This is a genomic window from Microbacterium sp. DT81.1, from assembly GCF_049844955.1.
Lineage (GTDB): Bacteria > Actinomycetota > Actinomycetes > Actinomycetales > Microbacteriaceae > Microbacterium.
In genome coordinates this window covers 159,486-185,215 of record NZ_JBNCMA010000003.1, presented here as the reverse complement: position 1 = coordinate 185,215, position 25,730 = coordinate 159,486, and the positions used below count along the sequence as shown (strand labels likewise).

23 protein-coding genes are annotated in these 25,730 nt (G+C 68.5%); 5 read left to right on the top strand and 18 right to left on the bottom strand.

Going from position 1 to position 25,730, the window contains the following annotated elements:
- Nucleotides 1–43: 43 nt before the first annotated feature.
- The 3 genes from ACLQ2Q_RS09370 to dapE all read right to left on the bottom strand — a co-directional run bounded on the left by ACLQ2Q_RS09370 (nucleotide 44) and on the right by dapE (nucleotide 2,614).
- Nucleotides 44–217: a DUF3117 domain-containing protein gene (locus ACLQ2Q_RS09370; RefSeq protein ID WP_325485000.1), complete on the bottom strand. Its 174-nt coding sequence runs from the start codon at nucleotides 215–217 to the stop codon at nucleotides 44–46.
- An 82-nt stretch (nucleotides 218–299) separates the two neighbouring features.
- Nucleotides 300–1,556: a mannosyltransferase family protein gene (locus ACLQ2Q_RS09365; RefSeq protein ID WP_425820174.1), complete on the bottom strand. Its 1,257-nt coding sequence runs from the start codon at nucleotides 1,554–1,556 to the stop codon at nucleotides 300–302.
- On the bottom strand, nucleotides 1,538–2,614 hold the full coding sequence (gene dapE / locus ACLQ2Q_RS09360) for a succinyl-diaminopimelate desuccinylase (protein WP_425820173.1): 1,077 nt from the start codon (nucleotides 2,612–2,614) through the stop codon (nucleotides 1,538–1,540). The genes ACLQ2Q_RS09365 and dapE overlap by 19 nt, the downstream gene beginning before the upstream one ends.
- A gap of 67 nt (nucleotides 2,615–2,681) precedes the next feature.
- On the opposite strand from dapE, the gene dapD reads away from it, so the two are divergent.
- A complete protein-coding gene (gene dapD, locus ACLQ2Q_RS09355) occupies nucleotides 2,682–3,638 on the top strand; it encodes a 2,3,4,5-tetrahydropyridine-2,6-dicarboxylate N-succinyltransferase (RefSeq protein ID WP_425820172.1) in 957 nt (318 codons plus the stop codon).
- Between the two features lie 26 nt (nucleotides 3,639–3,664).
- Nucleotides 3,665–4,558 carry a polyphosphate kinase 2 gene (gene ppk2 / locus ACLQ2Q_RS09350; protein WP_425820171.1) on the top strand — a complete coding sequence of 298 codons (894 nt, stop codon included), beginning with the start codon at nucleotides 3,665–3,667 and terminating at the stop codon, nucleotides 4,556–4,558.
- A gap of 33 nt (nucleotides 4,559–4,591) precedes the next feature.
- Here the strand turns inward: ppk2 and ddaH are convergent, their stop codons facing one another.
- The 9 genes from ddaH to ACLQ2Q_RS09305 all read right to left on the bottom strand — a co-directional run bounded on the left by ddaH (nucleotide 4,592) and on the right by ACLQ2Q_RS09305 (nucleotide 13,545).
- A complete protein-coding gene (gene ddaH, locus ACLQ2Q_RS09345; RefSeq protein WP_425820170.1) occupies nucleotides 4,592–5,350 on the bottom strand; it encodes a dimethylargininase in 759 nt (252 codons plus the stop codon).
- Between the two features lie 4 nt (nucleotides 5,351–5,354).
- On the bottom strand, nucleotides 5,355–6,659 hold the full coding sequence (locus ACLQ2Q_RS09340; RefSeq protein WP_425820169.1) for a citrate synthase: 1,305 nt from the start codon (nucleotides 6,657–6,659) through the stop codon (nucleotides 5,355–5,357).
- A gap of 128 nt (nucleotides 6,660–6,787) precedes the next feature.
- Nucleotides 6,788–7,906, bottom strand: coding sequence for a succinyldiaminopimelate transaminase (gene dapC, locus ACLQ2Q_RS09335; RefSeq protein ID WP_425820168.1), 1,119 nt, complete (start codon nucleotides 7,904–7,906; stop codon nucleotides 6,788–6,790).
- A gap of 4 nt (nucleotides 7,907–7,910) precedes the next feature.
- A complete protein-coding gene (gene fdxA / locus ACLQ2Q_RS09330) occupies nucleotides 7,911–8,231 on the bottom strand; it encodes a ferredoxin (protein WP_425820167.1) in 321 nt (106 codons plus the stop codon).
- A 9-nt stretch (nucleotides 8,232–8,240) separates the two neighbouring features.
- The gene (locus tag ACLQ2Q_RS09325; RefSeq protein WP_425820166.1) at nucleotides 8,241–8,669 is read right to left on the bottom strand and encodes a DUF6113 family protein; all 429 of its coding nucleotides are present in this window, start codon (nucleotides 8,667–8,669) and stop codon (nucleotides 8,241–8,243) included.
- 22 nt (nucleotides 8,670–8,691) lie between these two features.
- Nucleotides 8,692–9,006: an AzlD domain-containing protein gene (locus ACLQ2Q_RS09320; RefSeq protein WP_425820165.1), complete on the bottom strand. Its 315-nt coding sequence runs from the start codon at nucleotides 9,004–9,006 to the stop codon at nucleotides 8,692–8,694.
- Nucleotides 9,003–9,731 carry an AzlC family ABC transporter permease gene (locus tag ACLQ2Q_RS09315; protein WP_425820164.1) on the bottom strand — a complete coding sequence of 243 codons (729 nt, stop codon included), beginning with the start codon at nucleotides 9,729–9,731 and terminating at the stop codon, nucleotides 9,003–9,005. Before ACLQ2Q_RS09315 ends, ACLQ2Q_RS09320 begins: the two co-directional genes overlap by 4 nt.
- A gap of 75 nt (nucleotides 9,732–9,806) precedes the next feature.
- On the bottom strand, nucleotides 9,807–11,720 hold the full coding sequence (typA, locus tag ACLQ2Q_RS09310; protein WP_425820163.1) for a translational GTPase TypA: 1,914 nt from the start codon (nucleotides 11,718–11,720) through the stop codon (nucleotides 9,807–9,809).
- Between the two features lie 64 nt (nucleotides 11,721–11,784).
- The gene (locus ACLQ2Q_RS09305) at nucleotides 11,785–13,545 is read right to left on the bottom strand and encodes an ABC transporter ATP-binding protein (protein WP_425820162.1); all 1,761 of its coding nucleotides are present in this window, start codon (nucleotides 13,543–13,545) and stop codon (nucleotides 11,785–11,787) included.
- Between the two features lie 38 nt (nucleotides 13,546–13,583).
- On the opposite strand from ACLQ2Q_RS09305, the gene ACLQ2Q_RS09300 reads away from it, so the two are divergent.
- Nucleotides 13,584–14,192: a PH domain-containing protein gene (locus tag ACLQ2Q_RS09300; protein ID WP_425820161.1), complete on the top strand. Its 609-nt coding sequence runs from the start codon at nucleotides 13,584–13,586 to the stop codon at nucleotides 14,190–14,192.
- 26 nt (nucleotides 14,193–14,218) lie between these two features.
- Here ACLQ2Q_RS09300 and ACLQ2Q_RS09295 read toward each other — a convergent pair whose 3' ends face one another.
- The 3 genes from ACLQ2Q_RS09295 to ACLQ2Q_RS09285 all read right to left on the bottom strand — a co-directional run bounded on the left by ACLQ2Q_RS09295 (nucleotide 14,219) and on the right by ACLQ2Q_RS09285 (nucleotide 18,864).
- Nucleotides 14,219–15,358, bottom strand: coding sequence for an ABC transporter permease (locus ACLQ2Q_RS09295; RefSeq protein WP_425820160.1), 1,140 nt, complete (start codon nucleotides 15,356–15,358; stop codon nucleotides 14,219–14,221).
- Nucleotides 15,358–16,893 (bottom strand): ABC transporter permease, encoded by a 1,536-nt coding sequence (locus ACLQ2Q_RS09290; protein ID WP_425820159.1) that lies wholly within the window; start codon nucleotides 16,891–16,893, stop codon nucleotides 15,358–15,360. Before ACLQ2Q_RS09290 ends, ACLQ2Q_RS09295 begins: the two co-directional genes overlap by 1 nt.
- Before the next feature lie 162 nt (nucleotides 16,894–17,055).
- Nucleotides 17,056–18,864, bottom strand: coding sequence for an ABC transporter family substrate-binding protein (locus ACLQ2Q_RS09285; protein WP_425820158.1), 1,809 nt, complete (start codon nucleotides 18,862–18,864; stop codon nucleotides 17,056–17,058).
- 164 nt (nucleotides 18,865–19,028) lie between these two features.
- Between ACLQ2Q_RS09285 and ACLQ2Q_RS09280 the strand changes: the two genes are divergently transcribed.
- Nucleotides 19,029–19,892 carry a CPBP family intramembrane glutamic endopeptidase gene (locus ACLQ2Q_RS09280; protein ID WP_425820157.1) on the top strand — a complete coding sequence of 288 codons (864 nt, stop codon included), beginning with the start codon at nucleotides 19,029–19,031 and terminating at the stop codon, nucleotides 19,890–19,892.
- Nucleotides 19,893–20,180: 288 nt separating this feature from the next.
- Nucleotides 20,181–21,164 carry a type IV toxin-antitoxin system AbiEi family antitoxin domain-containing protein gene (locus tag ACLQ2Q_RS09275; protein ID WP_425820156.1) on the top strand — a complete coding sequence of 328 codons (984 nt, stop codon included), beginning with the start codon at nucleotides 20,181–20,183 and terminating at the stop codon, nucleotides 21,162–21,164.
- Between the two features lie 150 nt (nucleotides 21,165–21,314).
- Here ACLQ2Q_RS09275 and gcvP read toward each other — a convergent pair whose 3' ends face one another.
- From gcvP to gcvT, 3 genes are read right to left on the bottom strand one after another with little or no spacing between them, the layout of a single operon-like run.
- Nucleotides 21,315–24,230: an aminomethyl-transferring glycine dehydrogenase gene (gcvP, locus tag ACLQ2Q_RS09270; RefSeq protein ID WP_425820155.1), complete on the bottom strand. Its 2,916-nt coding sequence runs from the start codon at nucleotides 24,228–24,230 to the stop codon at nucleotides 21,315–21,317.
- The gene (gcvH, locus tag ACLQ2Q_RS09265) at nucleotides 24,227–24,610 is read right to left on the bottom strand and encodes a glycine cleavage system protein GcvH (protein WP_425820154.1); all 384 of its coding nucleotides are present in this window, start codon (nucleotides 24,608–24,610) and stop codon (nucleotides 24,227–24,229) included. The genes gcvP and gcvH overlap by 4 nt, the downstream gene beginning before the upstream one ends.
- Nucleotides 24,607–25,728 carry a glycine cleavage system aminomethyltransferase GcvT gene (gene gcvT, locus ACLQ2Q_RS09260; RefSeq protein WP_425820153.1) on the bottom strand — a complete coding sequence of 374 codons (1,122 nt, stop codon included), beginning with the start codon at nucleotides 25,726–25,728 and terminating at the stop codon, nucleotides 24,607–24,609. The genes gcvH and gcvT overlap by 4 nt, the downstream gene beginning before the upstream one ends.
- Nucleotides 25,729–25,730 lie beyond the last annotated feature (2 nt).

The following is a 25,730-nucleotide window of genomic DNA, read 5'->3' as shown; positions in this document are numbered from 1 at the left end:
AAGGCCGGATCATCCGACCCGGCCTTTCGCGTGACGTGCGGTGCTACGCGGCGTTGACTACCCCACCGAGCACGCCATAGAGTTCCTTGGCCTCCGCGTCGTTGACGGAGACGACGAGACGCCCCCCACCTTCGAGCGGCACGCGCACGATGATGAGTCGACCCTCCTTCACGGCCTCCATTGGCCCGTCTCCGGTTCTCGGCTTCATGGCTGCCATCGTGGCTCCCTTTCGTCGCTGGTCTGCACCTCAAGTTTATCCCCCTCCACGGCCTCTCCGATTCACCGGTGGATGCATCGAGTCACGGGATCTGCCAGTACGTATTGCCCAGTGCGTACATGTTGTAGATCCACCACCACTGTCCGATCAGGCAGAGTGCCAGCACCGAGACGCGGTAGACCGTCGAGCGGGGTGCGGCGACCGCTCCCCACAGCGGCGAGAGCGGCAGCAGCAGCCGGAACAAGCTGGACTGCGGAAAGAACACGGCGAGCAGATACAGCAGGTAGCTCGCCGCCCAGAGCCGAACCTCCACCCCGAGGGACTTGACGTGCGGCTCGAACAGCAGCAACCCCGCGAGCCCGATGCCGAGCAGCGCCAGCACGACGTAGCCGGTTCCGGCGCCCAGCCCCCACACCCCGGACCAGAACGCGGCGCCCTGGATCCAGCCGTCGAACGGAACGAAGACGCCGGTCGAGTCGCGGATCCAGCTTCGTCGCCAGGCGAGCTCCGTCGCGAGGTAGGCGCCGGAGTCCCCGGTCACCCATCCGGCGAGCACCTGCCAGGAGAAGCCGACCAGCACTGCGAGTGCGCCGAGTGCGAGGATGTGCAGAACCTCGCCCGCACCCAGTGGTTCCCGGCGCCGCGAGAACCATCGCCACACGCCGTAGATCCCGAGGAACAGGGCGAACGCGAGCACGCCCGGCCGGGTGTATCCCATGAGGGGGATCAGAAGGTACAGCCATCCGTAGCGGCGACGCTGCACGCACCACAGCGAGAGCATCAGCCAGAGCAGGAACAGCGACTCGGCGTACCCGACCTGGAACAGCACGGAAAGGGGGCCGGCGGCGAAGAACAGGGCAGCCCAGGTGGCCGTCGCCGCATCCTGACGGTCGCGGAGCACCCGGTACAGCACGAGGCAGGCAAGGTAGCCCGCGACCAGCGAGATCGTCAAGGCACCGATTCCCCATGGGCCCAACGACCCGCCGATGCCGGCGGCCCGCAGCGGGCCGCCCAGCAGCTGCGCGAGATATGCGAACACGGGCATGAAGGCCCACTGGTTTTCGGCCACCTGTCCTGTGTCGGTGAGGGGCAGTTGGCTCGGATAGCCTTCAAGCGCCACGAGCCAGTACCACTGCGCATCCCAGCCGAGGATGAAATGCGAAAGGGTCGCATCCTCGCCGAAGCGTGAGCCCGGTCCGGCCAGGTGGGCGGCGAGGAGCAGGAATCCGGTGGTGACGAACCGGGCTGCGACGTAGAGGATGCCGATCCGCAGCGCGGCCGGCAGCCCGGCCCAGCGTCGATCAGCCGGTGCCTTCAGCGTCAGCCGCCGTTCAGCCACGCCCGCAGGCCCTGCTCCACGGCGTCGATCTGTGCCACGGGCACACGCTCCTCGTCGTGGTGCGCGAGATGCGGGTCACCGGGGCCGTAATTGACGGCCGGCACGCCCATGGCGGAGAAGCGCGCCACGTCGGTCCACCCATACTTGGGCTGCGGTTCGCCGCCGACGGCCGCCAAGAACTCCTGCGCGATGGGGGCGTCGAGACCGGGTCGCGCTCCGGGCGCCAGGTCGACCACGTCGACATCGAAGCCCTCGAACACGTTGCGAACGTGATCCGCCGCCTCCTCCGCGGTGCGGCTGGGGGCGAAGCGGTAGTTGACCTCGATCTCGCAGAGGTCAGGGATCACGTTGCCCGCTACTCCCCCGCTGATCCGGACGGCGTTCATCCCCTCGCGGTAGACCAGACCGTCGACGGCGATATCGCGCGGCCGGTAGGCGGCCAGGCGCCCGAGCGCCGGTGCAGCGGCATGGATGGCGTTCTCGCCGATCCACGCCCGTGCGCTGTGGGCGCGAACGCCGTGCGTGCGCACGATCGCCCGCAGGTTGCCATTGCACCCTCCCTCGACGGTGCCGTTGGAGGGCTCACCGAGAATGGCGAAGTCGCCGGCGAACAGGTCGGGCCGCGTGCGGGCCAGCCTCGTCAGCCCGTTCAGGTCGGCGTCGACCTCTTCGTGGTCGTACCACATCCACGTGATGTCGACCCGGGGTTCGGCCAGCTCGGCCGCGAGCTTGAGCTGCACCGCGACACCGGCCTTCATGTCGACCGTCCCGCGGCCCCAGAGGTACGGCTCGCCGTCGTTGTGGATGTCGCGGGTGGGCAGGTTCTGGTTGATGGGCACCGTGTCGATGTGACCGGCGATCACCACACGCTGCGCCCGCCCGAGGCCCGTCCGGGCGACGATCGTATCGCCGTCGCGGTACACCTCGAGGTGGCCGAGCGAGCCGATGGCGGCGTCGATGGCGTCGGCCAGTCCGGCCTCGTCGCCCGACACGCTCGGGATGTCGCAAATCGTTCGGGTGAGATCGAGGGATGACGCGGTCAGATCGAGCTCGGGCATCCACCGAGTCTATCCAGCGGATGTCCACCCCCTCATCGGCCCGGACGCCAGCCGCTAGCGTTGAGGGATGAGCGAATCCCGGCAGGTGTGGGGCGACGGCCTCGCCACGATCTCCGCAGACGGCACCATCCTCGACACGTGGTTCCCCGCACCGCGCACCGGCCGCATCCCGCAGGGCCGGGATCCTCAGATCGTCGGCGAGGGCGTCGATCGGCTCGCGGTCGCCGACCCGCGTCGGGCGGTCACGGTCGATGACGTGACCATCGAGATCGATCTGGATGCCGCTCCGGCGTCCACGCCGGATGCCTATCTGCGTCTGCACGCCCTGTCGCACCTGCTCGTGCGCCCGAACGAGGTGAATCTCGATGGCATCTTCACGCACCTGCCGATCGTGGCGTGGACGAACGCCGGGCCGATGCATCCGGACGACTTCACCCGCCTCCGCCCCCTGCTGCTGCGCGACGGCATCCAGGTGCAGGGCCTGGACAAGTTCCCGCGCCTGCTCGACTACGTCACCCCGGTCGGCGTCCGGATCGCGGACGCCTCGCGCGTGCGCCTCGGCGCGTACCTCTCGCCTGGCACGACGGTGATGCACGAGGGCTTCGTGAACTTCAACGCCGGCACACTGGGCGTCAGCATGGTGGAGGGACGCATCTCCCAGGGGGTCGTCGTCGGGGACGGCAGCGACATCGGCGGCGGAGCCTCCATCATGGGAACCCTGTCCGGCGGCGGCGAGCATCGTGTCTCGATCGGCGCCCGTGCTCTGCTCGGCGCGAACGCCGGGGTCGGCATCTCCATCGGCGATGACTCGGTCGTCGAGGCCGGCCTCTACGTGACCGCGGGGACGAAGGTCGTGCTGCCGGATCGTTCGCGCCGAGCGGACGGCACGTTGCAAAGCGTCAAGGCCGCGGAGCTGTCCGGCGTCCCCGGCATCCTGTTCCGCCGCAACTCGCTCACCGGCGCCGTCGAAGCGGTCCCGCGCACCGGCGCGGGGGTCACCCTCAACGAAGTGCTGCACGCGTAGAGTCGCACAGACGGCGAAGGAGCCCCATGGCCAACCGAATGTCCAAGAAGCTGTACGAGTCCGAACTGATGGTGCTGCAGGCCAAGCTGGTCGACATGCAGGCCTGGGTGCAGGCGAGCGGCGCCCGCATCGTGGTGATCTTCGAGGGACGGGATGCCGCGGGCAAGGGCTCCACCATCAAACGCGTCACCGAGTACCTCAACCCTCGGGTCAGCAAGATCGTCGCCCTGCCTGCCCCCGGCGACCGTGACAAGACCCGGTGGTACTTCCAGCGGTACGTGCCACACCTTCCCGCAGCCGGCGAGATCGTGCTGATGGACCGATCCTGGTACAACCGCGCCGGCGTCGAGCAGGTGATGGGCTACTGCACGAGCGACGAGTACCACCGCTTCCTTCACCAGACCCCGATCTTCGAGCGCCTGCTCGTCGAGGACGGCATCATCCTGCTGAAGTACTGGTTCAGCGTCTCTGACGAGGTGCAGGAGGAGCGCTTCCATTCGCGGCTGGCCGATCCCATGAGGCGATGGAAGCTGAGCCAGAACGACGTGCTCTCCATCACGAAGTGGGAGGACTACTCCCGCGCGAAGGACACGATGTTCGTGCACACGAACATCCCGGAGGCGCCGTGGTGGGAGGTCGACTCCGACGACAAGCGCCGCAGTCGCATCAACGCGATCGCGCACCTGCTGTCGCAGATCCCCTACGAGCTCGTCGAGCGCGAGGAGATCGTCATCCCGCCCCGCCCGCCCTCGGGTGGGTACGAGCGCCCGCCGCAGGATGAGAACTCGCAGGTTCCCGACTACTCCGCCGAGCTGGAGCGCCGCAGCGAGGAGGAGCGCGTCAAGGGCAAGAAGAGCAAGCGCGACAAGGAGAAGGACGCGGCTCAGATCGCCAAGAAGGAGCGCAAGAAGGCCGGGTGAGTCGCTGCGCGGGGCACCGGGGCGTGTCGCGCCTCAGCGGACCCGCACCGACAGGCACGTGACGCAGCCCTCGAGCTTCTCGAACTCCGTCACCGGCGCGGTCTGCACCTGGAGGCCGCGGGCGGCGAACACCTCGGCCGTTGCCGGAGCGTCGGCGGACATCAGCACGGTGCGCTCATCGAGCACGACGACCGCGGTGCCGTGCTCCTCCGGGACGGGCAGGAAGGCATCGAAGAGCGACGGGTCATCGACCAGGGGTTCATAGCCGATGATCGTGCGGTCCGGCAGCGCCGTGACCGCTGATTTGAGGTGCAGCACCTTGGTCACAGGCACCTCTCGCACGGTCCACCCCCGGGGCTCCACGAGCGCCCGCAGCTGCAGTATCCCGTCGGCGTTCGTCCGGGAGCTCGCGCCGACGTAGGCGACGCGGCCGACCTTCAGAACGTCGCCGCCCTCGAGCGTTCCCGGTTCCTCGATCGACGCGATCTCGAGACCGAGCTGCTCGACCAGCGGGCGCACCGACTGCACCTCTCCGCGTCTCGACGCGGCGCCGGGCCTCGTGAGCACGGCGAGTTGGTCGAAGATCACAACTGCGTCTTCGACGAAGACGCCGTCCGCGTGCTCGTCGGCGGCCGGCGCCTCGACGATCGTCCAGCCGCGTCGGCGATAGGCATCCACGTACGTCTGCCACTGCCGGGTCGCGAGCTCCGCATCCACGGGCGAGCGATCCAGGTGCGTCAGCTCTCCGTCGGCGAGAAGGGGCGACGGCGGCCGAACCAGGAGCCGGGGCATGGCCTCAGCGGGCGCCCGGGTACTGGCGCTCGGGCGCACCGACGTACAGCTGCTGCGGGCGACCGATCTTCGTCTGCGGGTCGACCTGCATCTCGCGCCAGTGCGCCAGCCAGCCAGGGAGACGGCCGATGGCGAAGAGCACGGTGAACATGCGCGTGGGGAATCCCATCGCCTTGTAGATCACACCCGTGTAGAAGTCGACGTTCGGATAGAGGCGGCGCTCCTTGAAGTAGTCGTCCTCGAGCGCGATCTCCTCGAGCTCCTTCGCGAGATCCAGCAGCGGGTCGTGCACCCCCAGTTCGCGCAGCACTTCGTCGGCGGATTCCTTCACGAGCTTGGCGCGCGGGTCGTAGTTCTTGTAGACGCGGTGCCCGAAGCCCATGAGCTTGACACCGTCTTCTTTGTTCTTGACCCGCTCAACGAAGCGGCGGACTCCCTCACCGGATGCCTGGATGCGACCCAGCATGTCGAGCACGGCCTCGTTGGCCCCGCCGTGCAGGGGTCCGTACAGCGCGTTGATCCCCGCAGAGATCGAGGAGAACTGGTTGGCGCCGGTCGAGCCGACGAGCCGAACGGTCGAGGTCGACGCGTTCTGCTCGTGGTCCTCATGCAGGATCAGCAGGCGCTCGAGCGCCCGCGACATGACGGGGTTGACGTCGTACAGCTCGGCGAGCACCCCGAAGTTGAGCTTCAGGAAGTTGTCGACGAAGCTCAGCGAGTTGTCGGGGTAGAGGAAGGCCTGACCGATGCTCTTCTTGTGGGCGTAGGCCGCGATCACCGGGAGCTTCGCGAGCATGCGGATGGTGTTCAGCTCGATGTGCTCGGGGTTGGCCGGGTCGGACTCGCGCTCGTAGTAGGTCGAGAGCGCGGAGACCGCGGACGAGAGCACCGACATCGGGTGCGCGGTGTGCGGCAGGGCGGAGAAGAAGCGCTTGAGGTCCTCGTGCAGCAGGGTGTGGTGACGGATGCGGTCATCGAATGCCGCCAGCTCGTCTGCCGTCGGAAGCTCGCCGTAGATCAGCAGCCACGCGACCTCGAGGTAGGTGCTGTTCTGGGCCAGCTGCTCGATCGGGTAGCCGCGGTAGCGCAGGATTCCCCTGTCGCCGTCGATGTAGGTGATCGAGGACTTGGTGGCCGCCGTGTTCACGAATCCGTAGTCCAGGGTGGTGAGGCCCGTCTGCCGCGTGAACGAAGCGATGTCGATGCTCGCCGCACCGTTCGTGCCGCGGTGGACGGGGAACTCGGCCGTTCTGCCGTCCACATGCAGAGTAGCCGTCTGGTCCGAAATGGGCGTTCCCGCGTCGCTCACGGCGCCTCCTCGCGATTTCTGGTCGTGATGGGTCTCGCTCGGCTCGTGGGCCGCCGTTACAGCCTAGTAGCCCCCCGAAGCCTCAGTTGACACCGCCAAACAACGGGCCGTTCGGGTGGAGGAATCCGCTACCAGGCCGGCTGCGCCGCGGTGAGCCGGGCGGCCGCTGCGGAGATGCGCTCGTCGGTCGCGGTGAGCGAGAGTCGCACGTGATGCGGGTGGAAGGGTCCGTAGAAGTGGCCCGGTCCGGCGAGAATGCCGAGGGCCGCCAGGCGCTCCATGCTCTCCCACGCGTCGCGGTCCTCCGTCGCCCACAGGTAGAGACCGGCCTCGCTGCGGTCGATGCGGAAGCCCGCCGCCTCGACCGCGGGTCGCAGCATGTCGCGCCGTGCCCTGTACCGCTGCTTCTGCGCCTCGACGTGCACGTCGTCCGAGAGCGCGACCGTCATGGCTGCCTGGACCGGCGCCGGGAGCATCAGGCCCATGTGCTTGCGGGCCGTCAGCAGCCGGTTCACCAGCACCGGGTCGCCGGCGAGGAACGCCGCTCGGTAGCCCGCCAGGTTGGACTGCTTGCTCAGCGAGTACACCGAGAGCACCCCCGTGACGTCGCCGCTCGTGACCCCGGGGTCGAGCACGGACGGGATCGGCTGCGTATCCCACGGCGCGTCCCAGCCCAGTTCGGCGTAGCACTCGTCGCCAGCGAGCACGGCCCCCCTCGCGCGCGCTCCGGCCAGCGCGTCTCGCAGGGCTTGGGCATCCCATACCCGCCCGTCGGGGTTGCCCGGCGAGTTCAGCCACACCAGCTTCGTCTCGGCCGGCCACTCCCGCGGATCGTCGCTCGCGAACGGGGTGGCACCGGCGATGCGCGCGCCTACCTCGTAGGTCGGGTACGCGGCGCGCGGGTGGACCACGACGTCGCCGGGACCGAGGTCGAGCAGCGTCGGCAGCAGCGCGACCAGCTCCTTGGAGCCGATGGTCGGCAGCACGTGCTCGGGGCCCAGCCCCGGGACGCCCCTCCGACGGCCGAACCAGTCGGCGATCGCGGCCCTCAGCGCCGGCGTCCCCGTCGTCTGAGGGTAGGAATGCGCGTCGGTCGCATCGCGGAGTGCGTCGCGGATGATGCCCGGTGTGGGATCGACGGGCGATCCGATCGACAGGTCGATGATCCCATCCGGATGCGCGCGAGCGCGGGCGGCGTACGGTGCGACCGCGTCCCAGGGGTAGTCGGCCAGACCGCTGACGCCCACGGCGCTACGGCGCCTGCGGGGGGAGGGCGTGGATGACCGGGTGGTCCTTGTGGATGACGCCGACCTTGGCGGCACCGCCCGGGGACCCGATGTCGTCGAAGAACTCGACGTTTGCCTTGTAGTAGTCCGACCACTCCTCGGGGAGATCGTCCTCGTAGTAGATCGCCTCGACGGGGCAGACCGGTTCGCAGGCGCCGCAGTCCACGCACTCGTCCGGGTGGATGTACAGCGATCGATCGCCCTCGTAGATGCAGTCCACCGGGCACTCGTCGATGCACGCCCGGTCCTTCACATCGACGCAGGGCAGGGCGATCACATAGGTCACCGAACCAGTCTACGTCGCGCCGTGAGAAGCAGAGTCTGACCCGAGGGGGGTCGGCGGCTGTGCCGACGGCGCGCGGCCGGGGATGCGCGACGTGTCGGGCCACGCCACCACGATGGTCACACAGAGGGCGAGAGCGATCGTCCAGATCGTTCCTGGACCCTCCTGAGGCACGACCACGGAGCCGCCAGGACCGCGTCCCGAGATGACCACCAGCGTCGTCATCATGCCGAGGCCGGTGGCCAGGGTCGCCCAGCGATCGGAGGTGAGCGCGCGCACGGCGATCAGCAGCGCTGCGCTGCCGAGAACGGCGAGCACGAGGCCCAGAGGGAACCAGCCGAGCATGTAGGCGTGCGCGATCGTCCCCGCCAGCGAGTAGACGCCGCCGACCAGGAAGGCCAGCAGCCACGTAACCGCTCGCGAGAGCCACCTGGAGCGCATCCGGCGAGTCTACCCGCGCCGGTCAGGCGGCCCAGCCGAGCAGGCGCAGCAGGGCCGCGACCAGCGCTGCCGAGAGGACCACCACGAGAAAGGAGGCGCGCAACCAGAGCAGCACCCCGGCCACGAGAACGGCGGGAACCCGGGCATCAACGACGATCGCCATGCCGTCGCCCAGCGTCTGCACCGCGACGAGGGCTCCGAGCAGGGCGACGGTCAGCAGATCGCTGATGCGCGCGGGTCGTGGAGCGTCGAGCCAATGCGGGGGCGTCAGGTACCCCAGCATCTTCAGCAGCACGCAGGCGATGGCGGCGAGCAGCACCGCGTTCCACATCGTCATGGCGTTCTCCCCGCGCGCTGGGCGCCGTTCTCGGGGGCGGGACGGCCCAGCCAGTTGAACCAGCCGACTGCCACGGCCACCAGGGCGGCGATCAGCACGGGCAGGCCGGGCATGAGCCACGGCGTGAGGCAGGCGGCCACGACGGCGGCCGCCGCACCGACGGCGATCGCCTGGCGTGAGCGGAGCCGCGGCCACAGCAGTGCCAGGAAGGCGGCTGCGGCCGCGGCATCCAGTCCATACGCCCGCGGATCCCCCAGTACATCGCCGAGGAGCGCGCCGGCCAGGGTCGTCGCGTTCCAGCCGATGTAGATCGCGACCCCCGTGACCCAGAACCCCAGGGTGCGGGCGCGCGGGGAGGTCTGGGCGAGGGAGACGGCCGTCGACTCGTCGATCGTGAAGTGCGCGGCGGCCAGCCGCTTGGGCCAGCCGGGGCCGATGACCGGCGACATCCGCATGCCGTACGCCACGTTGCGCACGCCGAGAAGCGCCGCAGACGCGATCGCCGCCGGCGCCGCGGAGAGCCCGCCCGATGCCATCACGCCGATGAAGGCGAACTGCGACCCGCCGGTGAACATCACGAGGCTGAGGACGCACGTCTGCCAGACGTCGAGTCCGGATGCCACGGCCAGCGCGCCGAACGATATGCCGTACGCGCTCGTCGCGAGCGCCACCGCGACGCCCTGCCGCCGGGCGCGGCGCGCCTCGACATCGGGCTCGTGCGTCACCCGACGAAGCCTACCCAGGGCCGGGGACGCGGCCGGCGGGCCGCCTGGGGACCTCTGGACCGCTCGCGCGGGGCTTCAGGCGTTCGCGTCCTGACGCTTGAGGCGGGCCGTCGCGCGGGCGCGCTCGGTGGCATCCAGGTTCACCTTGCGGATGCGGACGATCTCGGGCGTGACCTCGACGCACTCGTCCTCGCGGGCGAACTCGAGGCTCTCCTCGAGCGAGAGCTGACGAGGAGGGGTCATCGACTCGAAGGTGTCCGACGTCGACTGACGCATGTTCGTCAGCTTCTTCTCCTTGGTGATGTTCACGTCCATGTCGTCGTTGCGCGAGTTCTCACCGATGACCATGCCCTCGTACACCTCCTGCGTCGGCTGCACGAAGAACGACATCCGCTCCTGAAGCGCGATGATCGCGAACGGCGTCACGACGCCGCTGCGGTCGGCGACGATGGAGCCGTTCTGGCGGGTGACGATGCTGCCGGCCCAGGGCTCGTAGCCGTGCGAGATGGCGTTTGCGATGCCGGTGCCGCGCGTGGTGGTGAGGAACTCGGTGCGGAAGCCGATGAGCCCGCGCGAAGGGACGACGAACTCCATGCGCACCCAGCCGGTGCCGTGGTTCGTCATGCCCTCCATGCGGCCGCGACGGGTCGCGAGAAGCTGGGTGATGGCCCCGAGATACTCCTCGGGGGCGTCGATCGTGAGGTGCTCGAACGGCTCCTGCAGCTCGCCGTCGACACGACGCGTGACCACCTGCGGCTTGCCGACGGTCAGTTCGAAGCCCTCGCGGCGCATGTTCTCCACGAGGATGGCGAGGGCCAGCTCACCGCGGCCCTGCACCTCCCACGCGTCGGGACGGCCGATGTCGACGACCTTGAGCGAGACGTTTCCGACGAGCTCGCGGTCGAGGCGGTCCTTCACCATGCGCGCGGTCAGCTTGTGGCCCTTGACCTTGCCGGCCAGCGGCGAAGTGTTGGTGCCGATCGTCATCGAGATCGCGGGGTCATCGACGTGGATCTGCGGCAGCGGCCGCACGTCCTCGGGATCGGCGATCGTCTCGCCGATCGTGATGTCGGGGAAGCCGGCGATCGCGACGATGTCGCCCGGGCCGGCGCTCTCGGCGGGGTAGCGGTCGAGTGCGCGAGTCTTCAGCAATTCGGTGATCCGTGCGCTGCTGGTGGTGCCGTCGTGGCGGACCCAGGCGACCGTCTGGCCCTTCTTCAGGGTGCCGTTGAAGACGCGCAGCAGCGCGAGGCGGCCGAGGAACGGGCTCGAGTCGAGGTTCGTGACCCATGCCTGCAGGGGTGCGTCGTCGTCGTAGGCCGGGGCGGGCACGTGCTCGAGGATCGCCTCGAACAGCGGCTCGAGGTTCTCACCCTCGGGCAGGGTGCCGTTCTCGGGCCGGGTGCGCGACGCGATGCCGGCGCGGCCGCTCGCGTACACGACCGGCACATCCAGCAGCGCGTCGACATCGAGGTCGGGCACGTCGTCGACGAGGTCGCTGGCGAGGCCGAGCAGCAGGTCGTGGCTCTCCTCTTCGACCTCGGCGATCCGGGCATCCGGTCGATCGGTCTTGTTCACCAGCAGGATGACCGGGAGCTTCGCCTCCAGCGCCTTGCGCAGCACGAAGCGGGTCTGGGGCAGCGGGCCTTCGCTCGCGTCGACGAGCAGGACGACGCCGTCGACCATGGAGAGACCGCGTTCGACCTCTCCGCCGAAGTCCGCGTGACCCGGGGTGTCGATGACGTTGATCGTGACGGGGCTGTCGCCGGCGTGCGCGCCCTCGTAGGTGATCGCCGTGTTCTTGGCGAGGATCGTGATGCCCTTTTCGCGCTCGAGGTCGTTGGAGTCCATGGCGCGCTCCTCCATGTGCTCGTGCGAGCCGAAGGAGTTGGTCTGGCGGAGCATGGCGTCGACGAGCGTCGTCTTGCCGTGGTCGACGTGCGCGACGATCGCGACGTTTCGGAGGTCCGGACGGAGGGCGCGCGCCATGAAGAAAGTCCTTGCAGAAAGTGGAGGGCCCGGAGTCGGGCCCATCCATTCTACCGCGCCGGTGCTACTCCCCCGTTTCGGCGCCCAGCAGCAACGCCCGCGCCTCGCGGCGCACGCGCTGTTCGCCGGGATCGGGCACGGGCACCGCGGCGATGAGCCGCTGGGTGTAGGCCTCTTTCGGCGCCCGCAGGATCTGCCCGGTCGCACCCTGCTCGACGATCTTGCCGTGATGCATCACGATGATCCGGTCGGCGAGCGAGTCGACGACGGCCAGGTCGTGGCTGATGAACAGACACGCGAACCCCATGTCGGCCTGAAGGCGACGCATCAGCTCGAGCACCGTCGCCTGCACAGACACATCGAGAGCGGATGTCGGCTCGTCGGCGATCAGCAGCTTCGGCTCGAGCGAGAGCGCGCGGGCGATGCCGACCCGCTGCTTCTGGCCGCCCGAGAGTTCGTGCGGGTAGCGGTTGCGGTACGACCGCGGCAGTTCGACGGCGTCGAGCAGATCCTGCACGCGCTTGTCGAGGTCGCGGCCCTTGGCCTCCCCGGCGAGCAGCATCGGCTCGCCGATGGACGCGCCGATGGGCAGGCGGGGGTTGAGGGATGACGACGGATCCTGGAAGACGATGCCGACGTCCTTGTGCACCCTGTGGAGCATCCGGCGGTCGGCCTTCGAAATGTCGCTGCCGACGACCGTGGCTCGCCCGTCGGCGATGGGCAGCAGGCCGATCGCGGCACGTCCGACCGTGGTCTTGCCCGACCCCGACTCTCCGACGAGGCCCGTGACCTCGCCGGGGAAGATCGAGAAGGTCGCGTGCTCGACCGCACGGAACGCGGGAACGCGCCCTCGCTTCGGGTAGTCGATGGCGACGTCCTCGAACGAGAGGACCGGGTCGGTCAGCGTTTCCCGGCGAGCGAAGTCTTGGCGCGCGGCCACTTCTGCGAGCCGGAGCTCGGTCGTGTCGCCGGCCAGCGCGGCCGTCGTGTCGATCGCCTCGTCGCCGACCTGCCCGATCCGCGGCACTGCGGCCAGCAGCTGGCGAGTATAGGGATGCTGCGGATTCGCGAATACTCCCTCGACGGTGCCGCGCTCGACGATCCGGCCCTTGCGCATCACAACGATGTCGTCAGCGAGGTCCGCGACGACGCCCATGTCGTGCGTGATCAGCAGGATTGCCGAATCGAGCCGGTGCCGAAGGTCGCGCATCAGGTCGAGGATCTCGGCCTGCACCGTGACATCCAGAGCCGTTGTCGGCTCGTCGGCGATCAACAGCCACGGGTCGCACGAGATCGACTGCGCGATCATGGCGCGCTGACGCTGTCCGCCCGAGAGCTGGTGGGGGTAGGAGTTGAATGCCTTGAGCGGGTCGGGCAGCTCGACGAGATCGAGCAGCTCCAATGCACGCGCTCGGGCCGCGCTCGGAGTGATGCCGAAGTGGATACGCAGAGTCTCGATGATCTGTGACCCGACGGTGTACACGGGGTTGAGGGCGGTCATCGGCTCCTGGAAGATGACGGCGATCTCGCCGCCTCGCACCCGGCGGAGCTGATCCTTCTTGAGCCCGATGATCTCCCGGCCGGCGAGCTTGACGCTTCCGCCGATACGAGCGTTCGCGGGCAGCAGGCCGAGCATCGCCATCGAACTGGCGCTCTTGCCGGACCCCGACTCGCCGACGATCGCGAGCGCCTTGCCCCCGTCGACGAAGTAGTTGAGATCCTTCGCGGCCGGCACCCAGTAGTTGTCGACGGCGAAGTCGACGGAGAGTCCACTGACCTCGAGGAGGTGACCGTCGAACGATTCGCGGGTCCGTAGCTGGCTCATCGGCTGTTCCTGATCTGAAGGGGGGTGAGAATGGGTGCGTGGATCCCGCGAACAGACTGCTGCATTCCCGCTTCAACCGGATCATGGCGATCCTGGTCTGGGCGGTGGCGGCGATCGTCGCGGCCCTCGCGGCGTGGGGCGGCGAGCCCAGCCTGACATGGGTGTACCCGGCGGCGGCGCTGGCCGCTTTCCTGTCGTGGGCCGCGCTGTGGCGACCGGGAGTCGGTGTCGGTGCGGCGGGCGTGCACGTGCGCAACGTCACGCACACCGTGGACATCCCGTGGGAGGCACTCATCCACATCGACACCAAACACGCCCTGACGCTTCTGACGCCCGGTCAGCGCTTCTCGGCGTGGTCGGCGCCGGCCCCCGGCATCATGACGTCCCGGATCATCAGCCGACGTCCCCTCAACCGCGAAGGCAGGGCAGTGGGCAGCATGCCCCGCACGGGCGACCTGATGGGCAGTGACTCGGGCGATGCAGCGATGCTCGTGAGGGAGGAGTGGCGACGCCGGATCGATGCGGGCCTCATCACCGTCGGTCTCGCCGACGAGTTCAACGTCCGCCGTCGGTGGGACATCCCGGTCCTCATCGCGGCCGCGGTGCTGCTCGCGGTGACCGTCTGGGCGCTGGCCGCATCCGGCTGAGTCGGGCTGCGAAAGCCCAGCGCCCGTCATCGTCGCAACTCCCCGCGGGAGGTGGGGCCCTCCGGCTCGTCGCTGGAGACCCCGTCGTTCAGCGCCTCCCCGCGCGTGGTCACGACAAGCCCCTCGGGCACGTCGGCCGTCGTCCCGGTCTCCACGACCGCATCCTCGGGAAGGTCCTTCACCTTGTTGAAGCGGACCCGCTTCTGACGCGGGTCGAACGCGTCGCGGAGACCGTCTCCCACGAAGTTGACGAGCAGCGACAGAATCACGATGAACACGGCAGGCCACCAGAAGAGCCACGGACGGGTCTGGAACGCCCCTTCGTTCTGGCTGATGAGCAGGCCGAGGGATACCTCCGGGCTGCGGACGCCGTAGCCGAGGAAGGAGAGCGACGTCTCCAGGATGATCGCGGCGGCGATCAGAAGCGTCGCCGCGACGATCACGACACCCATGGCGTTCGGAAGGATGTGCTTGAAGATGATGCGAAGGTCGGATGCTCCGGCGACTCGTGCGGCTTCGACGAACTCACGCTCGCGCAGCGAGAGGAACTCCGCCCGCACGAGGCGCGCGATGCCGGTCCACGCGAAGAAGCCGAGGAAGATCGCCAGCACGAGCGGGCCGAGGCCACCGACGGCCGAGCCGACGACGGCGCCGATGACGATGATGGGGATGACGATGACGATGTCGGTGAGCCTCATCAGCACGGCGTCCACCCAACCGCGGTAGTACCCCGCGATCGCACCGACCACCACCCCGATGAAGGTCGCGATGCCGCCGATGATGAACATGATGTACGCCGAGTTCACGAGGCCGCGCATGACCATCGCGAAGTAGTCCTTGCCCACGTTGTTCTGGCCGAACGGATGGTCGCCGAGCGCGAACGGCCAGAGGGTCAGGGTCGGCTTCCCGTTGTCCTGAATGGGAAGCAGCGAGGTGTAATCCCACTGCCACCATCCGGGGATGCCGAAGATGCCCGTCGCCGAGATGGCGAAGCCGACGATCAGCACGAACAGCACGATGCTGACGAGCGCCGGCTTGTGCTGCAGGAACCGCCTGAGGATCAGCCTCCCCTGGCTCAATCCCTTCTCGTCGGAGGTCAGGACGGTCGTAGGGTCGGCACCCGGCTCGGCGGGGGCCTCGAAGTTGGCGCCCATGGGGATGGTCATCACTTGACCCTCACTCTCGGGTCGAGCGCAGAGTACGCGAGGTCTGCGAGGAAGTTGAACGTGATCGCGAAGATGGCGATGACGACGAAGTACGCCATGACCGGGTTCGGATCCGAGTTGTTGAGTCCGCTGTTGAACAGCGCCCCCATGCCGCTGAAGGCGAAGATGCGTTCGGTGATGATGGCACCTCCGATCAGGGCGCCCACGTCTGCCGCGACGATGGTCGTGATGGGGATGAGCGAATTGCGGAACGCGTGGCGAACCACGACGGTGCGCTCCGGAAGACCCTTGGCGCGCGCAGTGCGGATGTAGTCCTGGTTGAGGGTCTCGAGCATGCCGCCGCGAGCGTAGCGGGTGTAGCCCGCGAAGGAGATGAGCATGAGGCTGATCGTTGGAAGCAGGAGGTGCGTCAGCGTGTCGGTGCTCTGGATCCAGAAGTCCCCCTGCAGATTCGGGGTCTGCGAGCCCACTGTCGGGATGGGGCGGCCGTTGATGCGCGGGTTGTTGATGTAGGAGTTCCAGTTGCGCATGTACTCGTCGACGATGATCACCCCCATGCCGAGAACGCCGGTGAGCACGCCGATCCGGATAGCCGGGCCCTTGTCGAACTCGCCGAGGACGAAGCCCGCGACTCCACCCGCTGCGCCGGCGAGACAGAACAGGATGATCACGCCCCACAGCTCGAACGACGTCAGGAAGGGCTGCAGGAGGAAGTAGGCGACGATGACGACGACTGCCGTGGCACCCGCCGTCCGCCACGCGTAGCGCGCCCTCACGCCGGCGATGAGCAGCACCATCGCGGCGCCGAAGGCGGCGATCAGCAGAGGGGCGAGAACGGGACCGAGCGACGGATCCAGGAACCACTCCGTCACCGACATGCCGTACAGCATCAGGCCCGTCACGAGGACAGAGGCAGCGAAGACGACGAGGCGGCGCTGCCTCGGGCCCCCGATCAAGACTTGCCAGAAGATACCGGAGATGAGCGAGAACACTATGATCACCGCCCAGCTGAAGACGGGATCACGCAACCAGTTGTTGAATCCGAGGGCCACGAAGACCTTGAGAAGGACGCCCATCAGGAAGGAGGGCAGCGAGTAGAGGAAGAAGCTCGCGAAGGTGAAGCTGTAGTCGACCGCGCTGTACTGGCGGAGCGCGGAGATGATGCCGACCGTGATGCCGAGGACGATGGCCAGGATGGTCGCCGCCGTGACGAGTTGAAGGGTAGCGGACATCGCGCGGCCGAGAAGGATGTTGACCGGCTGATTCTGAATCGTCACGCCGAGGTCGCAGCCCCCGAACGGAATGACGCATCGGGCCGCACCGGCGAGCCAGCCGAGCCACCGGACCGGGATGGGCTGATCGAGATTCAGCCACTCGACGCGCTGCGCGATCAGCGCATCCTTGTTCGGGCTGTTCGAGGCGTACAGGTCCGTGAGCGGATCTTTCGCGAGCGCCACCAGGGTGTACATGATGAACGACGCGGCGATCAGTATGAGGATCGAGACCCCGATGCGCCGCAGGACGAAACTAAGCACTGGGTTGCCCCTTCATGGACAAAAGGTATCAGCCGTATGTCCGCCGCCCCAGGCAGTAGCCGGGCGGCGGTCGCCGATGCGAAGGTGATGGGCACATGTGTGGGGCGTCGGGTGAGTAACCCGACGCCCCACGCTGTGTACGTGCGTCAGACGAGCCGCTGACTACTCAGCTGCGGCGTCTTCCGCGGTCCACTCCCAGAAGTTCCAGATCGGTCCGGTCTGGTTGGCCATGAAGGTCACACCCGAGATGCGGTCGGTGTGAGCCTCGACACCGGGGCTCTGGAAGATCGGCAGGCCGTAGTAGTCCTCGAACAGGAGCTGGTCGACCTTGATGCGGGCCTCCTCGACGTCAGCCTCCTCGGTCATCGTCTGGATCTGCGCTGCCAGCTCATCGATCTCCGGGACGTTGACGCCCGTGAAGTTCGAGCCGCCGTCGGAGGCGAAGATCTGCGGGATGTCCTCGTTGCCGACACCGGGCGAGATCCAGCCGAAGATCGACACATCATAGATGTCGCTCTCCAGCTGCGCGCTCCAGTCCTCGCGGCCGATGTCCTCCACCACGAATCCCGCCTCGGTCGCCGTGGCCTGGATGGCCTCGAAAGCGGCGACACGGTTCGGGTTGTTGATGTTGTAGAGGATTCGCGCCGTGGGGGTGCGACCGGCGAGCAGCGCCTTGGCGCCCTCGACGTCGACCTCTGCGTACGCGTCGGATCCGTTGGTCTGGATCGTCTTCTCGTAGGGGTCGGTCTGCGAGGTCACGTAGGTCTGCGAGTTGAGCACCTCTGCGTCGGGGTTGATCGGCTTCACCACGGTGTCGACGATCTGCTGGCGCGGGATGATCTTCATGAACGCCTCGCGGACGGCGGGGTCTGCCCACTCACCCCTGTGCGACAGGTCGACGTGGTCATAGGACAGCTGAGGCCCAGTGAGGATCTGGATCCCCTCGATGCTCTCCAGCAGCTGCAGCGTGTCGCCGCCGGCCTGCGGGTTGATGATGTCGACCTCGCCGTTCTGGAGGGCCGTCACCTGCGCCTGCGAGTCACCCACGAACCGGAAGACCAGCGTGGAGTAGGCGGGGTCGCGCTCGCCTTCGTAGGCCTCGTTGATCTTGAGGGTCATGGACTGCGTGGGCTCCCACGAGTCGACGATGAACGGGCCGTTCGAGAGGTACAGCGTCTCGTCGTCGGGCAGCGAGGTCACGTCGAAGGCGGTGTTCCACGTGTCTGCGACGGCCTTGATGGTCGCGTTCGGCTCGACCGGAGCCGCGGGGTCGCCCCGGGGGGTCGACTGCATGGCCTCGATGAACTCCTCCGTCGTCACGCCGGCCTTCTCCGCCACGATGTGCATCGGCAGCGGGTTGCCGTCCTGGTCGAACAGCCACTGGAGGTTCCAGTCCACGTACGGGGTGTCGTAGACGAGGGTCAGCGACTTCTTGTCTTCGCTGACCTCGGGGAACTCGGTGTCGGAAAGACCGCTGGTCGAACCCGCGATGGTGAAGTACTGGGTGCCGCTGAGGACCGTGCCTTCTTCGTCGACGGTGGCGTCATCGAAGTAACCCGATCCGGAGGCCCAGCCGAGGAGCAGGTCATCGGTCGTGACCGGAGTGCCGTCAGACCACTTCGCCGTGTCGCTCAGCGTGTACTGCACGGTCAGCGGGTCGTCAGAGACCTTCTCCATGGTTCCGAACGACTCGTTCGGAACGGCCTCCATGTCGTCGTTTATGTAGGCGAACGTCTCGTGGGTCGCGTACCAGAGCTTGCCGTTGATGTCGAGGTTGCTCTGGGGGGTCGCGGGGTTGAAGCTCGTGGTCTCGTTCGTCTCCGCGAGGATGATCTGGGTGTCGACGACTTCCGGTGCCGCCTCTTCGCTGTCAGTGCCTCCGGGGCTGGTGCAGCCGGACAGGACGACGGCTGAGACGCCGACCCCCGCCGCGACCACAAGGGCGCGCTTGCGCCATGTCTTGTCAGACACGTGTTTCCTCCTGTGCAAGGGATGGTGCGCACACGCCGAAACCGAGGTTGGAGCGGGGCGCGGATAGGGAAACACTAAGCGCGGGGTAACTCTTGGTCAAAACATCCCGCGAAAACGTTACATAGCCTTAACTCAATGCGACCGGAGTGTGACATTCTGACAAAATGACTGCCTCTGAGCCCCCTGCAGATGTGCGGAATCCCACTGAAGTCGCGGCATCCGGCTACTCGCGCACCCGCCTCTGGTGGGAGATCGCGCTGGTACTGGGTCTCACGGTCGGCAGATCCGCGGTCTACTCGGTACTCTCCCTCATCCGCACCCTCGTCGAGAGCGGATCGCTGGCGAATCAGGAGACCCAGCTCAACCAGCCGCAGGATGCGGCCGCGTTCTGGGACATCACCTATCAGGTGCTCGGGTGGGGTTTCGGACTGATGGGGGTCGCACTGGCGGTGTTCCTCCTGTGGGAGCCGGGAAACAACGCGCTGCACCGGATCGGGCTGGATTTCCGGCACGTCGGCTCCGACATCCTGCGTGCCCTGCTGCTCGCGGCGGTGATCGGCATCCCGGGCCTCGGGCTCTATGCGCTGGGGCGCGCGCTCGATCTGACGGTGGCGGTGCGCGCCTCGCCGCTCGACCCGTCGTGGTGGACGATCCCCCTGCTGCTGCTCGCCGCGGTGCGGGCGGGGCTCACCGAGGAGGTCATCTTCATCGGGTACCTCTTCGACCGCCTGCACCGGCTCGGATGGGGCTGGTGGACGATCATCCTCTCGACCGCCGCGCTGCGAGGCGCCTATCACGCCTATCAGGGGTTCGGCGCGATCGTCGGGAACATCGCGATGGGCATCCTGTTCGGCTGGTGCTACCGGCGCTGGGGCCGGGTGATGCCGCTGGTTCTCGCACACACCGTGCTGGATGTCGTGGCCTTCGTGGGCTACCCGCTCGCCGCAGCGCTGTGGCCGGGCGTCTTCGGGCCCCCGGTCAGTCCAACGCCGTCGCCGACCCCGACGCCGTCGCCGACCTCCGCCTGACGCGCCCTTCGCCATGCCGCGAGCGCTTCGCCGGCGTTGGCGGGCGCGCCCCCGGCCGACGCCTCCGCCGGAGCCACGACGCACCCCCGTCCGCCCGCGAGACTGCGTCCCGGCGCCGAAACGGCAGGGGTTGTACGCACCCTCGGCGCGTAGATGCAGTGTCGCCAGGGGAGAGGGGTCGGAGGACGAGGGGCCGGCGATTCCTGCACAGCGCCAATGAGAGTGCGACCACCCACAAAGATTCAGTTCCAGCCAGCGCACCGCATCGGGCTCGTCGATTGTGAGTGGATGCTGCTGACGGCCACCCCCGAAACGAACACGCGTCTCAACGTGAGCCCGATCGTGCTCCTGCGGCAGTCCACCGCACTCGTCCGACTCGACCGGGCGGCCGATAATGGAGCGCTCGTGCGCATCGCACGAGGCGTGTACGCCGATGCGGCGGAGTGGCACGACCTGCCGCCGTGGAGCCGCTATCTCACGCGTGTCCACGCTACTGCGCTCCTACGGCCGGATGCCGTCTTCAGCCACGAGTCCGCCGCGGCGCTTCTCGGTCTGCCGGTCTTCGGGCACCCGCCTGAGGTCCACGTCCTGAGGGACCCACTCGGCACCTCCCGTGCCCAGGCGGGCGTTCGCGAGCACACCACAGTAGATCTTCGCGATGTGCTGCACGTTGACGGCATCATGGTAACGACGCCGGAAGAGACCGCCGTCGACATCGCGCGCGCCCGTCATCCTGCCGTTGCGATAGCCGTTTCGGACGCGGTTCTGCGCTCGGATCGCTCGCTGACGTGCGAGCGGCTCCGCGAGGCGAACCTGCGGCGCGCGAGCAGTCGCGGACGGCGACACGGTGAGCGGGCCATCGTTGCGGCGAACCCGCTGGCCGAGACCCCTCTCGAGTCGGTGAGCAGAGCCGCAATCGACTGGCTTGGCTTCGCTTCGCCCGAACTTCAGCACGTACTCACCACGCCGGATGGCCGCGAGCGCCGACTGGACTTTCTCTGGCGCCGCGAGGCGATCGCCGGTGAGGCCGATGGTCGAAGCAAGTACGACGGTCGATTCGGTGACCCGAGCCTTCTCGCTTTCAATGAGAAGCGCCGTGAGGACTCGCTTCGACGGGTGCTGCGGGGATTCGCCCGGTGGGGCTGGTCCGAGCTCCAGCATCCGGGCGAGCTCCGCGGCATCCTGCTGGATGCCGGACTGAAGCCTCAGGAGCCCGCGCACCTGGCTCTCCTCGGATCCCTCCGTCGGGCGCTGACTGGCGCGCCGCGCTGACGCCCGCGGCGTGCCCGACACACGCCGGGCGAGACCGCAGCCCCGCGCCGAGACTGCGGGCGGTGCGAGCAGTCTCGGCGCGTAGCCGCCGTTTCGCACCGGGAATGATTTCTCGAAGCGGCCGCGCCGGGGCGCGCCCGCGGGGCCCGGCTAGGCGAACGCCTCGATGGGCGGGCACGCGCACACGAGATTGCGGTCACCGTAGGCCTGGTCGATCCGGCGCACCGGCGCCCAGTACTTGTTGCGCACAAGCGAGTGCACCGGGTACACGGCCTTCTCGCGGGTGTACGGGTGCGTCCATTCCCCTGCGATCACCGACTCCGCCGTGTGCGGGGCATTCACGAGGGGGTTGTCGTCCGCGGGCCACTCCCCCGCCGCGACGGCCAGCGCCTCCTCGCGGATCGCGACCATGGCCTCGACGAAGCGATCGAGCTCCGCCAGGTCCTCGGACTCCGTCGGCTCCACCATGAGGGTGCCCGCGACGGGGAACGACATCGTCGGCGCGTGGAAGCCGAAGTCGATCAGGCGCTTGGCGACGTCGTCCACCGTCACGCCCGTCTGCTCCCTCAGCGGCCGGAGGTCCAGGATGCACTCGTGCGCGACGAGGCCGTCCTCGCCCGTGTACAGCACCGGGTAGTGCTCCCGCAGCCGCGCGGCCACGTAGTTCGCCGAGAGCACGGCGGCGCCGGTGGCGTCGCGCAGCCCTTCTGCGCCCATCATCCGCATGTACGCCCACGAGATGGGAAGGATGCCGGCCGAGCCGAACGGCGCCGCCGAGACAGCACCGCCGTCATGCGTGTACACCCCGTGGTCCGAGCGCTGCGCGAACGGATGCCCGGGCAGGAACGGCGCGAGGTGCGCTTTGGCCGCGACCGGCCCGACACCGGGTCCCCCACCGCCGTGCGGGATCGCGAAGGTCTTGTGCAGGTTGAGGTGCGACACGTCGCCGCCGAGATCCCCGAACCGCGCGAACCCGAGCAGCGCGTTGAGATTGGCGCCGTCGACGTACACCTGGCCGCCCGCGTCGTGCACCGCCTCGGTGATCTCGAGCACGTCGTGCTCGTAGACCCCGTGCGTCGACGGGTACGTGATCATCAGCGCCGACAGCTGCGCCGCGTGCGCCGCGATCTTCCCCCGCAGGTCTTCGAGGTCGACGTTGCCGGCCTCATCGCACGCGACGACGACGACCTTCATCCCGGCGAGCACCGCGGATGCCGCGTTCGTGCCGTGCGCGGATGACGGGATCAGGCACACCGTGCGCTCCGTGTCGCCGTTGGCCAGGTGCCAGCCGCGGATCGCGAGCAGCCCGGCGAGTTCGCCCTGCGACCCGGCGTTGGGCTGCAGCGACACGGAGTCGTATCCGGTGACCTCGGCGAGCCACGCCTCGAGCTGCTCGATCATGGCCAGGTAGCCGTGCACATCGGCCTCCGGCGCGAACGGGTGCACGCGGGAGAATTCGGGCCACGAAACGGCGGCCATCTCGGTCGCCGCGTTGAGCTTCATCGTGCACGAGCCGAGCGGGATCATCCCGCGGTCCAGCGCATAGTCGCGGTCGGCCAGGGTCTTCAGGTAGCGCATCATCGCGGTCTCGCTCCGGTGCGTGTTGAACACCGGATGCGTGAGGTACTCGTCCTCGCGGGCCAGACGGGAAGGGACCCCGGCGAGCGGCGAGAGTCCCGCGAACGGCACGTCCCGCACGCCGCGCTCGTCGGCGGACGGCAGACCGAACGCCCAGGCGATCGCGGCGAGGTCGTCGGCCGTCGTGGTCTCATCGACCGAGACGCCGACGGTCGCGTCATCCGCCCAGAAGAGCTGGTAGCCGCGCGAACGGGCTCGTTCGATGACCTGCGCCGAGGGACCGGGGGTCACGACGCGGAGCGTGTCGAAGAACGAGTCGGAGACGAGGGAGAGCCCGTACGACCGCAGCCGGTCGGCGAGCGCCTCCGCCTTGCGGGAGACGTCCTCTGCGATCGAGCGCAGGCCGGACGGCCCGTGGTACACGGCATACATCGCCGCCATCACCGCGAGCAGCACCTGCGCCGTGCAGATGTTGGATGTCGCCTTCTCGCGACGGATGTGCTGCTCGCGCGTCTGCAGCGAGAGCCGGTACGCGGGGTGGCCGGCGGCATCCTGGGACACCCCGACGAGGCGACCCGGCAGCTGGCGCTCGAGACCTTGGCGCACCGCCATATAACCGGCGTGGGGGCCGCCGAAGCCGAGCGGCACTCCGAACCGCTGGGTGGTGCCCACGGCCACGTCGGCGCCGAGCGACCCGGGCGACGTCAGAAGCGTGAGCGCCAGCAGATCCGCGGCGACGACGGCGAGGCCCCCCGCGACGTGCGTCGCGTCGATGACCCCGGACGGATCCCATACGCGTCCCGTCGCCCCGGGGTACTGGAGGAAGACGCCGAATGGTTCCACAGGCTCGCCGATCGAGCCCTGAAGCGTGCCTCCGCGGGCGAAGTCGATCTCGACGAGCTGGATGCCGACGGCGGATGCGCGCGAGCGCAGCAGCGCCTTGGTCTGCGGCAGCGCATCGGCATCCACCGCGAAGACGTTCGACGGGGACTTCGACGCCCGCCGCGCGAGCAGCATCCCCTCGACGACCGCCGTCGACTCGTCGAGCATGGAGGCGTTCGCCGTGGCCAGCCCGGTCAGGTCGGTGACCATCGTCTGGAAGTTGATGAGCGCCTCGAGCCGGCCCTGCGAGATCTCGGGCTGGTACGGGGTGTACGCCGTGTACCAGGACGGGTTCTCGAACACGTTGCGGGCGATGACCGACGGCGTGATCGTGTCGTAGTAGCCCAGACCGATCATCGGGCGTGCCGTGCGGTTCTGCGAGGCGAGCTCGCGCAGCTCCGCGAGCGCCTCGGCCTCCGTTGCGGCCGGCGGGATGTCGGAAGTCGTGCGCGGCTGCACGTGGATGGATGCGGGCACCGCCCGCTCGACGAGCGCGTCGACGCTCTCGTACCCGAGCACGTCGAGCATCGCCCGCTGCGCCGCGGCATCCGTCCCGATGTGCCGCGCGGCGAATCCTCCGAGCGCCTCGCGCGCCGTCCCCGTCATTCGGCGCCACCCGTGAGCGCGACGTACGCCTCGCGGTCGAGCAGCTCGGCCGCGGCGGACGCGTCGACGCGGATCTTCACCAGCCACCCGTCTCCGTACGGATCTGAGTTCACGAGGGAGGGGTCATCGACCACGGCGTCGTTGGCCGCCACGACATCGCCGGTGAGGGGCGCGTAGAGCTCCCCGACCGACTTCGTCGACTCGATCTCACCGACGACCTGCCCCGCGCTCACGCCCGAATCGACAGCCGGCAGCTCGACGAAGACGACGTCGCCGAGCTTGTCGGCCGCGAAATCGGTGATGCCGACCGTGGCCAGATCGCCCTCGAGGGCGATCCACTCGTGCTCGGCGGTGTACTTGAGAGCGTTGAGATCGGTCATTTCTTCCTCCGGTAGAAGGGCAGGGCGGTCACGGTCGCGGGGATTCGCGTTCCGCGTACGTCGATGGTGAGTGCGGTGCCCTCGGCGGCCGCGGACGGCGAGACGAAGGCCATGGCGATCGGATGCTGCAAGGTGGGGCTGAGCGCGCCGCTCGTGATCTCGCCCACGCGCTCCTCCCCGCGGAAGACTTCGTACCCCGCGCGACCGGCCCGCTTGCCCTCCGAGACGAGGCCGACGAGCACGGGCGCATCGGCGGGAACAGCGGCGAGCACGGCCTTGCGCCCGACGAACTCGTTCTTGTCCGCGGCGACGACGCGGCCGAGGCCGGCCTGTGCCGGAACGATGTCGAGCGAGAGCTCGTGGCCGTAGAGCGGCATTCCCGCCTCGAGGCGCAGGGTGTCGCGGGCGGCGAGCCCGGCGGGCACCAGTCCGAGCGGGGAGCCCGCGGCGAGCAGGGCGTCCCAGAGGCCCGCGGCGGCGGATGCGGAGACATACAGTTCGAAGCCGTCCTCGCCGGTGTACCCCGTGCGGGCGACGAGCAGCGGCTCTCCGTCGAAGAACGCGTCGGTGGCGGCGTAGTACGGCAGCTCGGCGAGGGGGCGTCCGAGGTCCGTGATCCCAGGCGTCGCCTCGAGCACCGCGCGGGCGATCGGACCCTGGACGGCGATCAGCGCGTAGTCCTCGCTCGCGTCCACGACGGTCGCCTCGAAGCCCGACACCCTGGTGGCGAGGGCGTCGGCGACGGCATCGTGATTGCCGGCGTTGGCGACCACGAAGAACCGATGCGCACCGAGGCGGTAGACGACGAGGTCGTCGATGATTCCGCCCGACTGCGCGAGCAGCAGGCTGTACTTGGCCTTCCACACGGGAATCGCCGAGAGCCGACCGGCGAGCGCGTAGTCGAGGAAGACGCCGGCCTCGTGGCCCTCCACCAGGAATTCCGCCATGTGCGAGATGTCGAAGATGCCGGCTGCGGTGCGCACGGCGTGGTGCTCGGCCAGGTCGGAGGTGTAGCGAACCGGCATGAGCCACCCGCCGAAGTCGGTGAACGAAGCACCGAGCGCCTCGTGCGTCGCACGCAGAGGGGTGTTGCGGGGCGGGATCGCGGGGTCTGTCATGA

What these genes read in the sequence shown, in the direction of transcription:
- ACLQ2Q_RS09370 (WP_325485000.1), bottom strand. Translation starts at nt 217, where the DNA reads ATGGCAGCCATGAAGCCGAGAACCGGAGACGGGCCAATGGAGGCCGTG.
- dapE (WP_425820173.1), bottom strand. Translation starts at nt 2,614, where the DNA reads ATGCCCGAGCTCGATCTGACCGCGTCATCCCTCGATCTCACCCGAACG.
- dapD (WP_425820172.1), top strand. Translation starts at nt 2,682, where the DNA reads ATGAGCGAATCCCGGCAGGTGTGGGGCGACGGCCTCGCCACGATCTCC.
- ppk2 (WP_425820171.1), top strand. Translation starts at nt 3,665, where the DNA reads ATGGCCAACCGAATGTCCAAGAAGCTGTACGAGTCCGAACTGATGGTG.
- ddaH (WP_425820170.1), bottom strand. Translation starts at nt 5,350, where the DNA reads ATGCCCCGGCTCCTGGTTCGGCCGCCGTCGCCCCTTCTCGCCGACGGA.
- ACLQ2Q_RS09325 (WP_425820166.1), bottom strand. Translation starts at nt 8,669, where the DNA reads ATGCGCTCCAGGTGGCTCTCGCGAGCGGTTACGTGGCTGCTGGCCTTC.
- ACLQ2Q_RS09320 (WP_425820165.1), bottom strand. Translation starts at nt 9,006, where the DNA reads ATGACGATGTGGAACGCGGTGCTGCTCGCCGCCATCGCCTGCGTGCTG.
- typA (WP_425820163.1), bottom strand. Translation starts at nt 11,720, where the DNA reads ATGGCGCGCGCCCTCCGTCCGGACCTCCGAAACGTCGCGATCGTCGCG.
- ACLQ2Q_RS09305 (WP_425820162.1), bottom strand. Translation starts at nt 13,545, where the DNA reads ATGAGCCAGCTACGGACCCGCGAATCGTTCGACGGTCACCTCCTCGAG.
- ACLQ2Q_RS09295 (WP_425820160.1), bottom strand. Translation starts at nt 15,358, where the DNA reads ATGACCATCCCCATGGGCGCCAACTTCGAGGCCCCCGCCGAGCCGGGT.
- ACLQ2Q_RS09280 (WP_425820157.1), top strand. Translation starts at nt 19,029, where the DNA reads ATGACTGCCTCTGAGCCCCCTGCAGATGTGCGGAATCCCACTGAAGTC.
- ACLQ2Q_RS09275 (WP_425820156.1), top strand. Translation starts at nt 20,181, where the DNA reads ATGCTGCTGACGGCCACCCCCGAAACGAACACGCGTCTCAACGTGAGC.
- gcvP (WP_425820155.1), bottom strand. Translation starts at nt 24,230, where the DNA reads ATGACGGGGACGGCGCGCGAGGCGCTCGGAGGATTCGCCGCGCGGCAC.
- gcvH (WP_425820154.1), bottom strand. Translation starts at nt 24,610, where the DNA reads ATGACCGATCTCAACGCTCTCAAGTACACCGCCGAGCACGAGTGGATC.
- gcvT (WP_425820153.1), bottom strand. Translation starts at nt 25,728, where the DNA reads ATGACAGACCCCGCGATCCCGCCCCGCAACACCCCTCTGCGTGCGACG.